Origin of the sequence: Paramesorhizobium endophyticum (assembly GCF_014640615.1) — a bacterium.
GTDB classification, from domain to species: Bacteria; Pseudomonadota; Alphaproteobacteria; order Rhizobiales; family Rhizobiaceae; genus Paramesorhizobium; species Paramesorhizobium endophyticum.
In genome coordinates, this window is sequence record NZ_BMHH01000004.1 from 294830 (window position 1) to 308299 (window position 13470).

Below are 13470 nucleotides of genomic sequence, written 5' to 3' on the forward strand. Positions count from 1 at the left end.
GCCGCCCTTGGGGCGGGTTCATTCCCCGCCCCATTTTCATCCCCAACAGCAGTTTGAGCGAATGACAGAAGCCGAGAAAAACGAGGTCGTCGCCGCGCGCAATATCCATGTGCGGTTTGGCGCGGTAAGGGCGCTGGACGGCGCGGAATTCGTGATCCGCCAGGGCGAATGCGTGGGCCTCGTCGGCCATAATGGCGCGGGCAAGTCGACTATCGTCAATGTCATCAATGGCGGGCTCACACCGCATGAGGGCAGCCTCTCCTATCACGGCGAGCCGGGCCATGGCGTCGCCACCGCCCGCAAGGCTGGCATACGCTGCGTCTTTCAGGAGCTCTCGCTCTTCCCGAACCTGACGATTGCCGAAAATGTCCGCATCATGCAGCCCGGTCTCATGGGCGCGAACTGGCGCGGCAAGGCCATCGATCTCATTTCGAAGAAGCTCGGCGAAATCTTCCCCGGCCACCAGATCGACTGTTCCGCCACCGTGGACGAGCTTTCCATTGCCGAGCGGCAGATGGTCGAGATCGCCATCAACTTCATCGCGCCGGGCCGCGCGCCGAAGCTCGTCATCCTCGATGAGCCGACCTCATCGCTCGATGCCGGCATCGCCGCGCAGCTCATGGCCTATGTGCGCAAATTCACCGCCACAGGCGGCGCAATCATCCTCATTTCGCACATGCTGGGCGAGATCCTCTCCACTTGCGACCGCATCGTGGTCATGAAGGACGGCAAGGTGGTCGCCGACCGCGCGGCGATAGAGTTCACCAATCGCAGCCTCGTCGAAGCCATGGGCAGCGTCGAGCGGGAGAAATCCACGCGCCGTGTGGTGAAAACCGAAATGGCGGGCGCAGCGGTCCTGTCCCTTCCCCAGCGTTCCCGCGATATCAAGCCGTTCCGGGCCCTCAAGGGCGAGGTGATCGGCCTTGCCGGTCTCGCCGGACACGGGCAGACCAAAATGCTGCTCGACCTCTATTATGCCCGGCGTCCGAACTGGCTCCCGGCCCGCGAGTGCGACATCGCGTTCGTTGCGGGCGACCGCAGCCTCAACGGCACTTTTCCGCTTTGGAGCATCCTCCACAATCTGACTATCGGCTCGCTCGACCGGCTATCGTCATTCAAGCTCGTCGATCAAAAGCGGGAGGATGCACTCGGAAGCCAGTGGAAGGAGCGGATACAGATCCGCACGCCCGACATGGCCAACCGCATCCTGTCGCTATCGGGCGGCAACCAGCAGAAAGTGCTTTTCGCCCGCGCGCTCGCCACCAGCGCCACCACCATTCTGATGGACGATCCCATGCGCGGCGTCGATGTCGGCACCAAGCAGGAAGTCTATGAGATCCTGCGCCATGAGGCCGAACAGGGCCGAACCTTCGTCTGGTACTCAACCGAAATGGATGAAATCGAACTCTGCGACCGGGTCTATGTCTTCCGCGACGGCGCCATTGTCGCGGAGTTGGCCGGCGAGGACATTACGGAAAAGAACGTGCTTGCTGCCTCCTTCGAGGGAGGACACGGCTGATGCGCCTCTCATCCTCCACCATCCGCCTGCTGACGCCGGCGTTCTCGCTGGCCCTTCTGCTCGCCGCCGTCTTCTATATGCAGCCGCGCGCCATGAGCTATACCGGGCTGAACCTGCTCTTCAATCTCGCCGTGCCGATTGCGCTGGCGACGATTGCGCAGATGCTCATTATGGCGGTGAGCGATCTCGATCTCTCGATGGGCACCTTCGTCAGCTTCGTTGTCTGCGTCGCGGCGACATGGCTCAACACCGCGCCTGTCATCGGCGTCCTGATCCTCATCGCCGCGATTGCAACCTATGCGGCGCTGGGCGCGATTATCCATCTGCGCAATTTGCCCTCCATCGTCGTCACGCTCGGCATGAGCTTCGTCTGGGGTGGTTTCGCGGTGCTATTGCTTCCCTCCCCCGGCGGGCAGGCGCCGGACTGGGCGCGGTGGATCATGACCGCCAAGCCGCCCTTCGTCCCCATGGCCATTGTCGCCAGCATATTGATCGCCCTCGTGACGCATTTCATCGTCATGCGCTCCACCTTCGGCGTGCTGATGCGCGGCGCGGGCGGCAATGCCCGCTCCATCGAGCGCGCCGGCTGGTCGATCACCGCCATCCGCGCCGGCACCTACGCCCTCGCCGCTTTCTTCGCGGTGCTTGCAGGCATCGCGCTTGTCGGCCTCACCACCTCGGCGGATGCCAATATCGCGCTACGCTATACGCTACTGTCCATCGCAGGCGTCATCCTGGGCGGCGGCGAGTTCGTCGGCGGACGTGTTTCGCCCATCGGCGCGGTCATTGGCGCATTGACGCTGACGCTCGCCGGCTCGTTCCTCTCCTTCATGCGCATATCGCCCGACTGGCAGATCGGTGCGCAAGGCGGCATTCTCATCGTCGTGCTGGCACTGCGCCTCTTCCTCAATCGCCTCGAAAAACAGGGAAAGAAGCAATGAACGCCCTTTCCGCCCTCAACCGTCGCCCCTGGATCTGGTCGTTCCTTGCTGCCGCCGCGGTCTGGCTTGCCACACTCTTCTTCACAGGCGGCGCGGGTGCGCACGGCCTTTCCCACGCAGCCCTCACCTTCGCCTCCTTCTCGGTGATCGTCGGCCTCGGGCAGATGTTCGTCATCACCCTCGGCCCCGGCAATATTGACCTCTCTGTGCCCGCCAACATGACGCTCGCCGCAACGCTGGCGCTGAAACTCATGGACTCGCAGGACGGCATGGTTTTGGCGGGGCTTGCCGTCGCGCTCCTTACCGGCTTGGCCATCGGCATCTGCAATTATGCGCTCATCAAGCTCTTACGCATTCCTCCCATCATCGCCACCCTGTCGATGAGTTTCCTCATCCAGTCCGCCGCCATCTGGAGCAATCGCGGGTTGCGGGTAAAGCCGCCCGAAAGCCTGGCGGAATTCACCACCGCCTCAACGCTCGGGCTTCCCAATGTCGCCCTCGTCGCCATCGTCCTCTCGCTGATCGGCTGGGTATTGCTCAAAAAAAGCATCTATGGGCGCTGGATTTCCGCCATCGGGCAGAACCCGTTCGCCGCGCGCATGGCGGGAATTCCGGTCGATGGCACGCGCTTCGTCACCTATCTTCTCTGCGCGGTACTGGCCTCGCTCTGCGGCTTCCTGCTCGCCTGCTTCTCGGGCGGCGCGGCGCTCAATATGGGCGCGGAATATCTGCTGATGTCCATCGCCGTCGTGATCATCGGCGGCACGGCTGTCGCGGGCGGGGATTCCAACGTTCCAGGCATCTGGGGCGCCGCACTCTTCATGTTCCTTATCGTCTCGATGCTCAACACCTATGGTTTCGGCGCGGGCGTCCGGCTCGTCTTGACCGGGCTCACAATCATCGCGGTGATCATGCTTGCCAGCGGCCGCAGATCAGAACGCTGAGCTTTTCCGGAGTTATTCTCTTGTCCCATATCTACGAAATCCACGACGAACGTTTTCGCCACATGATCGTGCCGAGCGCCGGTCTGGACGAGCTTTATTCCTGTTGCCGCTGGGCGGAAGGGCCGGTGTGGTTCAGCGACATGAACTGCCTGCTCTGGAGCGACATCCCCAATGAGCGCATCCTGCGCTGGGTGCCGGAAGGCGGCGTTTCCATTTTCCGTCAGCCCTCCAATTTTGCCAATGGCAATACGCGCGACCGCGAGGGCCGCCTCGTCACCTGCGAGCACGGCGGTCGCCGCGTCACCCGCACCGAGCATGACGGCACAATCACGGTGCTCGCGGACAGTTTTCAAGGCAAAAAGCTCAATGCGCCGAACGATGTGGTGGTTCGCTCGGACGGCACGATCTGGTTCACCGATCCCACCTACGGCATCATGTCCGACTACGAGGGCTACAAGGCGGAACCGGAACAGCCGACACGAAACGTCTACCGCCTCGATCCCAAGACCGGCGAGCTCGACGCCGTCATCACCGACTTCCGCCAACCCAACGGCCTCGCCTTCTCCCCCGACGAAACGAAACTCTTCGTCGCCGACAGCGCCTTCAGCCATGACGAAATCGCCCCGCGCCATATCCGCGTTTTCGACCTCGTGGATGGCGGCAGGCGGGTGACCGGCGGCGAGGTCTTCTGCACCGTCGACGCGGGCCTGCCGGACGGCTTCCGCTTCGATACCGGCGGCAATCTCTGGACCAGCGCGGGCGACGGCGTCCACTGCTTCTCGCCCGAGGGAACGCTTCTCGGCAAGATCAAAACGCCGCAGACCGTCGTCAACGTCACCTTCGGCGGCCCCCGCCGCAACCGCCTGTTCATCGCAGCGACCAAATCGCTCTATGCGGTGTATCTGGCGGTCAACGGCGCGCAATATCCTTGATGCTGCCAAGCAAGCAGCACAATAAGGTTTTAAAAGACATTTGGATCGGAACCGGTAAGACGCGCACCGGCGCCAACAACACTCTCCTTTTGGTGCGTATAAATCTTTCCAGTGCCTTCTTCAAAATGGAGAGCACCCTGCTCTAGCCTCTCCCCATGCTGAGCGACCAGGCACACCACATGGGAGAGATAGATATCCGGCCCGCCGTTTTGACGGACCGGTCTGCCGATGTATTCGAATTTCTTCGGGCGGACATGGCCAATGGCCGTCGCTGCGCGCTGGCAACCCTGGTCGAAATCATCGATGGCGCTTCGCGGACTCTTGGCGCGCATATGGCGGTTTGCGAAGGGGCCGACCGTGTCTGCCGCTTCGGCAAGGGCTCGCCCTATTTCGATATCGCCGTACCCTGTGGCGGCGGTATCGGCCTGACCATCCATGTCCTCAAAAACGCCGATATCATTGACGTTCTTCTCGGTGCGCTTGCCCGGCGTGAAGCGATAGGGCTCGTCTATGATCCCGGACGCGGGCATCTTGCACCGTGCGACGGCCTTACACTGGCAGGCTGGCGCGGTGGCTCATTCGTAACGCGCTATCGGCCCGAGCCGCGAATATTTCTTTCCGGACAAGGGATCGAAGGCCGCACCTTTGCTGCCATTGCCGCATCAGCGGGGGCTGGATGTCGTCGAGGCGGAGCCGGATGGCATTTCCACAGGGGCGGATGCGGAAACTGCCATCGTCCTCCTTCACCATGATGTCGAGCGGGAATTGCCGGTATTGCGGGCCGCGCTCAAAACGGACGCGTTCTATATCGGCTGCCTTGGAAGCCGCAGAACCCATGCCCGCCGCAGGGACCGGCTTCGGCAGGAAGGATATTCGCCGGGGCAGCTCGACCGCATCCATGCGCCCATCGGCCTGTTCGGCCCGGCGCGAGAGGCCCGCGTTTCGAGGGCGGAAACAAGCTCGGCGCGCTGCTGCCGGCAAGCCGGTCGCCCATCACATCCTTTCCAGCCTCCAAGGATTCTCATGGGGCGGCAGGATACTCGTTTGTCGAAGCTTCGCCGGGTGGACGGAAGCTTTCCGGCGCGACGGCTTCACAATCATCCGCAATGACGATGCCGAAAAAGGCATGCCCACTCCCTTGGGGCGGCAATCCGGGCAGCGAAGAACTTCTCGCGAGTCATGATGTGCCTTGCCAATATGTCGCTCGTTAAGCGGGATCATATCGCGCGGATGCTATGCGCAGCGGGGCAAAATGTTGGCTTGATTATGGCGACAACGGGGCATGGCTATCGCGGGCCACCCGCAATATTTCCAGTTGGAAAACTCAAGCGCCTGCCGTTGAGCGGCGAAGGCGGCGCGCGATCGCTTCTCTCCCGCGCCCTGTTGATCGACTGCGACGGCAGGCAGCTTCTTGATACCCCTCGCAGCGAAGGTCGAGGGGCGTGCGGTGACGACTATCGAAGGGCTTTCGGACGGCAAAACGCTCCACCCGATGCAGCAGGCCTTCATCGACCATGATGCGCTGCAATGCGGCTATTGCACGCCGGGGCAGATCATGGCCGCGGTCGCCTGCGTGACCGAGGGCAACGCGACCTCGCGGGAGCGCATCCGGGAATATATGAGCGGCAATATCTGCCGCTGCGGCGCCTATCCCGGCATCGTCGCCGCCATCGAAGACGCCGCGCCGAAGATGGGGAGAGGTTGATGCAGCCGTTCACTTATCACCGTCCCCAGACTGCCGATGCCGCCATCGAGGCGTTTCTGTCCGCAGGCGAAAACGCCCGCTCATTGCCGGCGGGACGACGCTTTACGATCTCATGAAGCTGGGCGCCGCGCAGCCCGGCCATCTCATCGATGTCACCACCATCAACGGCATGGACGCCATCGAAACCGAAGGCGACACCTTGCGCTTTGGCGCGCTCGCCCCGATGAGCGCCGTCGCCGCGAACGAAACCGTCAACCAAGACTATCCGCTGCTCTCCGAAGCATTATGGCGCGCCGCCTCCCAGCAATTGCGCAACATGGCGACGGTTGGCGGCAATCTCCTGCAGCGGACGCGCTGCATGTATTTCCGCAACGGGGCGGGCTCGTCCTCCACGGTCGGGGTCTATCCCTGCAACAAGCGGGCGCGGGCTCGGGCTGCGCGGCTATCGGCGAGCTCGACCGCGGCCAGGCGGCGCTGGGGCAGAGCCAATCCTGCACGGCGGTTTCCCCCGGCGACTGGCCGGTTGCCCTGACGGCGATGGACGCGACGATCGAGCTTCTGGGGCCGGAAGGCACGCGCGGCCTGCCGATTGCCCGGCGGCACCCCGCATCTGGAATTCAACATAAGGCCCGGCGAGCTGGTCACCGCCATCACCATTCCGAAAACGGCTGCCGGGCGCGCCTCGACCTACCACAAGATCCGCGACCGCGAGAGCTACGCCTTCGCGCTCGCCTCGGCGGCGGTGGCGCTGGAGATGGAGGGCGATACTGTCCGCAAGGCGCGCATCGCTCTTGGCGGCGTCGCCACCCGTCCCTGGCGCGCGCCCGAGGCGGAGGCGATGCTGGCGGGCCAACGTCTGACGCGGGAGAGCGCCCTCGCCGCCGGCAAGGCAGCCTTCGCTCATGCCCGGGCCGGCAACGCCAATGGCTACAAGATTGAACTCGGCACGCGCACGCTTGCCGCCGCGCTGCTCATTGCCGCCGAAAGGAGCGCCTGATGCCGACGGAAGTCTTCTCGGAGATCGCGCGTGTCGATGCGCGTGACAAGGTGCTTGGCCGGGCGCAATATGGCGCCGACATGAAATTGCGTGGCATGCTCTACGCAATGCTGGTGCCTGCCACGATTGCCAAGGGCCGGGTCACCAAAGTCGATGCCACGCCCGCAACCAAAATCGCCGGTGTGGTGCGCGTGCTTTCCATCGGCGATTTCCCGACCCTTCGCCCGGAAATCGCTTTTTTCGGGCAGCCGATTGCGCTGGTGGTTGCGCAGACGGTCGAGGCCGCGATTGAAGGCGCCGAAGCCATAACGGCTATTTATGAAAAAGCCCCGTTCATCCCATTGATGGACAGCCCCGGCGCGCAACGCATTCCCGATGAAGGCTTCAATGCGGGCGATGTGGATGCGGCCTTCCGCAATGCCGCCACCATCGTCGAGGGTGCCTATGAGACGTCCACCCAGCACCATAATGCCATGGAGTTGTTCGGCACCGTCGCGGATTGGTCCGAGAAGAAGCTGACGATCTATGAAGGCTGCCAGAATGTCGACGCGGTCAAGGCGGCGCTTGCCAAGGCGTTCAATCTTTCTCCCGAACGGGTTGTCGTGAAATCCGAATATGTCGGCGGCGGGTTCGGGCAGAAATCCTCTCCCAAGATGCAGACGGCATTGGTGGCCGAAGCCGCGCGGCTGACGCGGCGGTCGATAAAGCTGGTGACGCCGCGCGGGCAGATTTTTCATATCGCCAATTATCGCCCGCGCAGCCTTCATAATATTCGCCTCGCCGCGGACGCGGAAGGGCGTCTCAGCGCCATTTCCTATGATGTCGTCCAGGAGAACCTCCCGGAGGGCCAGTTTCGGGGAAAGCGTCACGGCAAGCTGCATTCCCGTGACGCTCAAGGCCGTCGAGGCCCTGCGCGCAAAATTCGCGGAGCTTGCCGGGCCCAATCCCCCTGCCGGCAATCTGCACCAGCAGCTCGCGCGCCTGAAACGCCCCTCTATCGAGGTCACCGTTTCGGAACTCGCGCCCGGCCAGGACGCCTCCGCCCTTGCCGCTTTCCGGCAGGGCGTGCGCGCGGGGGCCGGGCCGGAATATTCCGGCTTCACCTCCATGAGCTATATCGCGCAGTTCGTGGAGATCCATATCTAGCCGCATACGCGCCGCATCCGCATGCCGTGCGCGGTCAGCATTGCCGATATCGGCCGGGTGGTAAGCCCGAGGACGGCGAGGAGCCAGATGTATGGCGGCGTGGTCTGGGGTTTCAGCACGGCGCTTCGGGAAGAGACCGAAATCGACCCGCGCTTCGCCGGCTACCTCAATGACGACCTTGCCGATTATGTCGTCGCGGTCAATGCCGATATCGGAGAGATCGATGTCGGCCTCATCGACAAGCCCGATGTCAGGATCAATTCGGCAGGCGTCAAGGGAATGGGCGAGCTTGTCATGCTCGGAACCGCCCCCGCCATCGCCAACGCGATCTACCATGCGACCGGCAAGCGCATACGAAAACTGCCCATCCGCATCGAAGACGTCCTTTGACCCAAAAGCCTTTCGGTAACCAGGAGAGAGACATGCACCTCTGGCAAGCAAGCAGCAAATTCGCTCCCCAGCTCCTAAGCATCCTGCGCATCTTCGCGGCAGGATCGTTCTTCACCCATGGCACGATGAAGCTGTTCGGGTGGCCTGCCCCGTTTGAATATCCGCTCAACCCGCTGCTCTACACCGCGGGAGCTCTCGAAGTGGTCGGCGGCCTCATGCTGGTACTGGGCCTTTTCACCCGCCCTGTGGCCTTCGTCCTCTCCGGCCTGATGGCCTTTGCCTATTTCATCGCGCACGGCTCGAACGGCTTTTTCCCCGTGCTCAAAGAGCATGTCTCCCAAAGTGGGGCCGGTTTTGGGATAAGGCATGCGTAAAATAAAAACTTAAAGCGCGTTGCAAATGGCGCGGCGCTGGTGGCCATCCTGCCTGCTCGCTCGATCAGGAAATTCTTGCCCCGCTCAAGGGCCAGAACCAGATCGTTTCCGAACGGTAGTAACAGCCGGAGGCGCATTGTGTGGCATCCGCCGCACCAAGCACGAGGTCTATGTGGCCGCCGCCGCTGAAACCGGGGATTTTGTTGAAGGCGACGACGCCCTTTCGCGGGCCGATGCCGCGCTGCGCCGTTTCCGGCGTATAGGCCTCGTACTGACCCAGATAGTTCGGCCTCGCCAGCAAATCGGCAAGCTTGCGCATGCTGACCTGAACGCCCTTGCCTTTGTGCGGGCCCTTCAGGATGTTGTGGGATCTGGGCGTGATCGTCCGCCCGGCGCCGAGGAAGGCAAGGCTGATCCTGAGGGCGCATGTGTTGGCGTAGAGAGAATTGCTTAAGTATTCCTCCCAGCCGATCTGCGTGAACAGGTCCCGCTGGCTGACATAATTCGGGCGGCTCATGTCGCTGCTCGAATAATTCCTGTAGAGCTCATCGAATGTGATGTTCATATTCGGTCCCCTCGGGTCATTTCCTCTTCTTGCACGGAAATTCCTTGGACAAGGCCTGGCCGACAAGCGGGGCGGCATTCTCCTTCAGTTGTTCTGGCGGGAGGTCCTTCAGATAGGTGTAGACGCGATCCGTCATTTCGTGGGGGAGAATGGCCCCTGCGCCGCACCATTCCCGGCCTTGCAGAGCATCGGCAACGCCTGCCACATAAGCAGTGCCACGCGCGGTCGAAAGCATGCGCTTCAACTCCTTGTCCGCTGTTTCCGGCGCAAGGTCACCTTTCAGGGCGTCAATAAGTTCAGAGCCGCTGAAAACCCATGTCCTGTCGCCCGCCGTGGCGGATGAAGAGAAAATGCCGGCGACGGCATATAATGCCATGCTCAATATGACGGGACGCACGCTATCCTCCATGCGACGGCCAGAATGCCTGGAGCCGGGTTGGGCCGGCTCCAGGAATAAGTCCGATCAGGCGGATTTCGTCGTCGCCAGATCGTAGGACGCAATCATCGGCGATTGCGGCGACTGGTTTTCGTCGTATGGCGTGTACTTCACTTCCATCTTGGTGAAGTTGAGCTTGATCGTCTCGACCGGACGGTCGCCGCTCGTATCCACCGAGTAGTTGGAGATCAGCGTGTTGGTGAGCGTGTACTCGATATAGGTCTCGCCGGGGCTGCCGGTGGTTACCAGATGCACGACGGCGCGCTTGCCGGTGCGGCCCGAGCAGGCTTCCTGGAACAGCTTGGTGGACGAGGAATCGCTCACCTTGGTCAGGATGACCTCGGAAATGGTCGGCTCGGACGCTTCGCGGTTGGCGGCGGAGCCGGCCGAGGTGTTCATGTTGCGCGACACATTCCAGTGGAGCGCTTCGATATCCATCCACTTGCGGTGCTGTTCATGCGTGGCGTCGCCCTGGATGCCATCGATCTGCAGATAAATCGGCATGCGGTATCTCCTGTTTGATAAGCTTGGCTACTTTCAACCCTTCAAGGCGTGACTGCCTTTCCGGAATTACCCGCGGACGGAACCGTGTTCGTACCGTCCAGCGCCTGATCACCCGCCTGCCCCGCGGCGGATTCGTTGATGACAGCAATCTCCTCGACCTGAAAAGACCTGCCGTCGAAATCGATTTTCACTCTCTGCACGGAACGACCATCCACCAGCGCATCGAGGAAGAATGCCGAGAGAACCGGCATGAGATCGCGGGCGATCATCGCCTCGATGACGCGCGCGCCCATATCGCTGGATTTCGCACGGGCGACCAGCGCGCCGCGCGCTTCGTCACTCAACGAAAGCGCTGTCCCGTAGCTGGCCCTGACGCGCTCCCGGATGCGCGCGATCTGAAGCTCCACGATCCCGGCAAGAGCTTCAGCACCCAGCGGCATGAAAGGCAGGATCGTCGTGCGTCCGAGAAAGGCCGGCTTGAACTGCTTCTGCAATTCAGGAAGCAGCAGCGCCTCCAGCGCCTCGCCCTCCGGCATCGTATCCGGATCCGCCGCCAGGTTCGCGAGCAACTCGGAGCCGGTATTGGCGGTCATGATGATCGTGGTGTTCTTGAAATCGACGTCGCGGCCTTCGCCGTCACGCAAGGTCCCCTTGTCGAACACCTGATAGAAGATTTCCTGAACGCCGGGATGCGCCTTGTCGATCTCGTCGAGCAGCAGAACCCCGTAGGGGCGGCGACGCACCGCTTCGGTCAATACACCGCCCTCGCCATAGCCGACATAGCCGGGCGGCGAGCCGAGGAGCATCGAAACCTTATGCTCCTCCTTGAACTCCGACATGTTGATGGTGGTGAGGTACTGGCTGCTGCCATAAAGGATATCCGCAAGCGAGAGCGCCGTCTCGGTCTTGCCCGTGCCGGACATGCCGGCGAACAGGAACACGGCGGGCGGGCGGCGCGGATCGGACAGGCCGGCGCGCGAAACGCGCATCGCCGCCGCCACCCGCGCGATTGCCGCATCCTGGCCGATAACGCGCTTTTTGAGGCGTTCTTCCAGCGTGTTGACGGCATCGATCTGGTCGGAAAGGAGCTTGCCGACCGGGATTCCCGTCCAGCGAGCGACGATACCGGCAATAACATCGCGATCGACGACGCGCGGCACAAGGGCTGTTTCCCCGCCGAGCGAACCGAGTTCTGCCTCGACCGCATTGAGCTCCGCCGCTGGACCATGCCTGCCCGCATGGGCGCGGGGAGGAAACGGCGTCACATTGCCGGCCTCCGCTTCCTCCTGGACCGGCTTCAACCCATCCGGCTCCGCAGCCAGGGCGACAAGCGCATCCTCCAGCCTGTCCGCCTTTTCCACCAGCTCCAGCTCACGGCCATGGCGGTTTTGCAGCTCAGCTATCTCCGCCTGCAATTCATCCCGGCGCAGAACCAGATCGGCAATACGCGCATCGCCTGCCTCGCTTGGCGGCTCATCCCGCAGCCAGCGAATCTCCACTTCGGTAAGATGCAGTTCATTTCGCAGCGCGGCCAACGCCTCCGGCACGGTCTGCCGCGCCAGCGCGACCGAAGCCGCCGCCGTGTCGAGAAGGCTGATCGCCTTGTCGGGCAATTGCCGCGACGGGATATAGCGCGCCGAGAGCCGCACCGCCGCTTCGAGCGCGCTTTCGCGGATACGGACGCCATGATGCTTGCGGAACACATCGGCAATGCCCCGCAGCATGCGGATCGCGGTATCCTCGTCCGGCTCGTTGACCTTCACCGGCTGGAACCGGCGGGTCAGCGCCGCATCCTTCTCGAAATAGCGCTTGTACTCGCTCCAGGTGGTCGCCGCGATGGTGCGAAGCTCGCCCCTCGCCAAGGCCGGCTTCAGGATATTGGCGGCATCGCCCTGCCCGGCCTGTCCCCCTGCTCCGATCAGGCCATGCGCCTCATCGATGAACAGGATGATGGGTTCCGGCGATGACTTCACCGCATCGACGACGCCATGCAGGCGGCGTTCGAATTCACCCTTCACGCCCGCCCCCGCCTGAAGCAGGCTGAGGTCGAGCATCAGCAGCCGGACGCCGCGAAGCACCTCCGGAACGTCTCCCTGCGCAATCGCCAGCGCCAGCGCTTCCGCAACCGCAGTCTTACCCACGCCCGCCTCGCCGACCAGGATGGGATTGTTCTGGCGCCGTCGCATCAGGACGTCGAGCACCTGCCGCAATTCGCCACCACGGCCTATGACGGGATCGATCTTCCCGGCGCGCGCATCCGCAGTCAGATCATGGGTGTAGAGCTTGAGAAATTCATTGCCACCCCCGGCGGACGCCGGGGCCGCATTCGCTTCGCCTGATGTCGCGACATCCGCCCTCGCCTCTTCCGCCCAACTTTGCAATTTCGAGGAATCGAGCGTCCGCAATGACGGCGCGATGCCACGCACCAGCATGCGCAGGGCCGAATCGGAATTCATGGCAAGCAGCAGATCGGCAAGACCGATGCGCTGCCTGCCAAACTGCAGGGAAGCGATCAGCCAGGCTTCCCGCGCCAGCGCCAGAAGATTCTGCGAGAGGGTAAGCGACACGCCATCCTGACGGGCCATGTCACCGATCGTCTCGTCGAGTTGCCGCTGCAAGGCGAGGCTATCGACCGACAATTCCACGATTTTTTCCCGCACGTCCGGGTTGTCGAGCAGCGCGCGCAGCCAATGCGCCACCTCCACCGTCGCATGCGCACTGCGCGCGGCGAGTGACGCGGCAGCTTCGAGGCCAGCATGGAGGTCCGCGGCGAGCGCGCTCACCAACCGGTGGACGTCGATTTGCGACATCGGTGCTTCCCCTCCCGCGCCCCTTTAAGAAATTGCAATATTACCGATACAATCACACATTGGCTGGTCTGCGCATCACAACCGAACAGCTTTTTCTAAAATATGAAGACCAATTTCTACTCACAATTTGTTACAAAGAATAACTCCTCCCTAATATTAGGGAGGCAAACTGAGCCGATTGACAAGGCGTGATTATCCTTTCAAATT

13 protein-coding genes and 3 pseudogenes are annotated in these 13470 nt (G+C 62.4%); 12 read left to right on the top strand and 4 right to left on the bottom strand.

Features of this window, described 5'->3' with window-relative positions; genetic code table 11:
* Positions 1–61 precede the first annotated feature (61 nt).
* From IEX53_RS07425 to IEX53_RS07475, 12 genes and pseudogenes are all read left to right on the top strand, one after another.
* Positions 62–1519, top strand: a complete 1458-nt coding sequence (locus IEX53_RS07425; RefSeq protein WP_188822946.1) for a sugar ABC transporter ATP-binding protein — start codon at positions 62–64, stop codon at positions 1517–1519.
* Complete coding sequence (locus IEX53_RS07430; protein ID WP_188822948.1) at positions 1519–2460, top strand: ABC transporter permease; 942 nt, start codon at positions 1519–1521, stop codon at positions 2458–2460. Before IEX53_RS07425 ends, IEX53_RS07430 begins: the two co-directional genes overlap by 1 nt.
* Positions 2457–3404: an ABC transporter permease gene (locus IEX53_RS07435; RefSeq protein WP_188822950.1), complete on the top strand. Its 948-nt coding sequence runs from the start codon at positions 2457–2459 to the stop codon at positions 3402–3404. Before IEX53_RS07430 ends, IEX53_RS07435 begins: the two co-directional genes overlap by 4 nt.
* Before the next feature lie 62 nt (positions 3405–3466).
* Positions 3467–4336 carry an SMP-30/gluconolactonase/LRE family protein gene (locus IEX53_RS07440; protein WP_188823046.1) on the top strand — a complete coding sequence of 290 codons (870 nt, stop codon included), beginning with the start codon at positions 3467–3469 and terminating at the stop codon, positions 4334–4336.
* A gap of 254 nt (positions 4337–4590) precedes the next feature.
* Positions 4591–5088 carry an XdhC family protein gene (locus IEX53_RS24370; RefSeq protein ID WP_373288604.1) on the top strand — a complete coding sequence of 166 codons (498 nt, stop codon included), beginning with the start codon at positions 4591–4593 and terminating at the stop codon, positions 5086–5088.
* On the top strand, positions 4982–5446 hold the full coding sequence (locus tag IEX53_RS07450; RefSeq protein WP_188822954.1) for an XdhC family protein: 465 nt from the start codon (positions 4982–4984) through the stop codon (positions 5444–5446). The genes IEX53_RS24370 and IEX53_RS07450 overlap by 107 nt, the downstream gene beginning before the upstream one ends.
* 304 nt (positions 5447–5750) lie before the next feature.
* Positions 5751–6041, top strand: a pseudogene (locus tag IEX53_RS07460) ((2Fe-2S)-binding protein); the annotation flags it as partial.
* Positions 6041–7038: pseudogene (locus IEX53_RS07465) on the top strand (FAD binding domain-containing protein). The pseudogenes IEX53_RS07460 and IEX53_RS07465, both read left to right, overlap by 1 nt.
* 107 nt (positions 7039–7145) lie before the next feature.
* A pseudogene (locus IEX53_RS23825) lies at positions 7146–7811 on the top strand (xanthine dehydrogenase family protein molybdopterin-binding subunit); the annotation flags it as partial.
* Between the two features lie 112 nt (positions 7812–7923).
* Positions 7924–8184: a hypothetical protein gene (locus IEX53_RS23830; protein ID WP_236016086.1), complete on the top strand. Its 261-nt coding sequence runs from the start codon at positions 7924–7926 to the stop codon at positions 8182–8184.
* Between the two features lie 21 nt (positions 8185–8205).
* The gene (locus tag IEX53_RS23835; RefSeq protein ID WP_236016075.1) at positions 8206–8574 is read left to right on the top strand and encodes a molybdopterin cofactor-binding domain-containing protein; all 369 of its coding nucleotides are present in this window, start codon (positions 8206–8208) and stop codon (positions 8572–8574) included.
* Positions 8575–8606: 32 nt separating this feature from the next.
* On the top strand, positions 8607–8948 hold the full coding sequence (locus IEX53_RS07475; protein WP_188822956.1) for a DoxX family protein: 342 nt from the start codon (positions 8607–8609) through the stop codon (positions 8946–8948).
* A 64-nt stretch (positions 8949–9012) separates the two neighbouring features.
* Here IEX53_RS07475 and IEX53_RS07480 read toward each other — a convergent pair whose 3' ends face one another.
* The 4 genes from IEX53_RS07480 to tssH all read right to left on the bottom strand — a co-directional run bounded on the left by IEX53_RS07480 (position 9013) and on the right by tssH (position 13263).
* Positions 9013–9513: a T6SS effector amidase Tae4 family protein gene (locus tag IEX53_RS07480; RefSeq protein WP_188822959.1), complete on the bottom strand. Its 501-nt coding sequence runs from the start codon at positions 9511–9513 to the stop codon at positions 9013–9015.
* A 16-nt stretch (positions 9514–9529) separates the two neighbouring features.
* Entirely contained in the window at positions 9530–9889 is a 360-nt protein-coding gene (locus IEX53_RS07485) for a Rap1a/Tai family immunity protein (protein ID WP_236016076.1), read from the bottom strand.
* An 87-nt stretch (positions 9890–9976) separates the two neighbouring features.
* On the bottom strand, positions 9977–10453 hold the full coding sequence (locus IEX53_RS07490) for an Hcp family type VI secretion system effector (protein ID WP_188822963.1): 477 nt from the start codon (positions 10451–10453) through the stop codon (positions 9977–9979).
* Between the two features lie 41 nt (positions 10454–10494).
* Positions 10495–13263 carry a type VI secretion system ATPase TssH gene (gene tssH / locus IEX53_RS07495; protein WP_188822965.1) on the bottom strand — a complete coding sequence of 923 codons (2769 nt, stop codon included), beginning with the start codon at positions 13261–13263 and terminating at the stop codon, positions 10495–10497.
* Positions 13264–13470: the final 207 nt, after the last annotated feature.

Coding starts and splice junctions, on each gene's coding strand:
- IEX53_RS07425 (WP_188822946.1), top strand. CDS start 62: ATGACAGAAGCCGAGAAAAACGAGGTCGTCGCCGCGCGCAATATCCAT.
- IEX53_RS07485 (WP_236016076.1), bottom strand. CDS start 9,889: ATGGCATTATATGCCGTCGCCGGCATTTTCTCTTCATCCGCCACGGCG.
- IEX53_RS23835 (WP_236016075.1), top strand. CDS start 8,206: ATGCCGTGCGCGGTCAGCATTGCCGATATCGGCCGGGTGGTAAGCCCG.
- IEX53_RS07440 (WP_188823046.1), top strand. CDS start 3,467: ATGATCGTGCCGAGCGCCGGTCTGGACGAGCTTTATTCCTGTTGCCGC.
- IEX53_RS07430 (WP_188822948.1), top strand. CDS start 1,519: ATGCGCCTCTCATCCTCCACCATCCGCCTGCTGACGCCGGCGTTCTCG.
- IEX53_RS07490 (WP_188822963.1), bottom strand. CDS start 10,453: ATGCCGATTTATCTGCAGATCGATGGCATCCAGGGCGACGCCACGCAT.
- IEX53_RS07475 (WP_188822956.1), top strand. CDS start 8,607: ATGCACCTCTGGCAAGCAAGCAGCAAATTCGCTCCCCAGCTCCTAAGC.
- IEX53_RS07480 (WP_188822959.1), bottom strand. CDS start 9,513: ATGAACATCACATTCGATGAGCTCTACAGGAATTATTCGAGCAGCGAC.
- tssH (WP_188822965.1), bottom strand. CDS start 13,263: ATGTCGCAAATCGACGTCCACCGGTTGGTGAGCGCGCTCGCCGCGGAC.
- IEX53_RS24370 (WP_373288604.1), top strand. CDS start 4,591: ATGGCCAATGGCCGTCGCTGCGCGCTGGCAACCCTGGTCGAAATCATC.
- IEX53_RS07435 (WP_188822950.1), top strand. CDS start 2,457: ATGAACGCCCTTTCCGCCCTCAACCGTCGCCCCTGGATCTGGTCGTTC.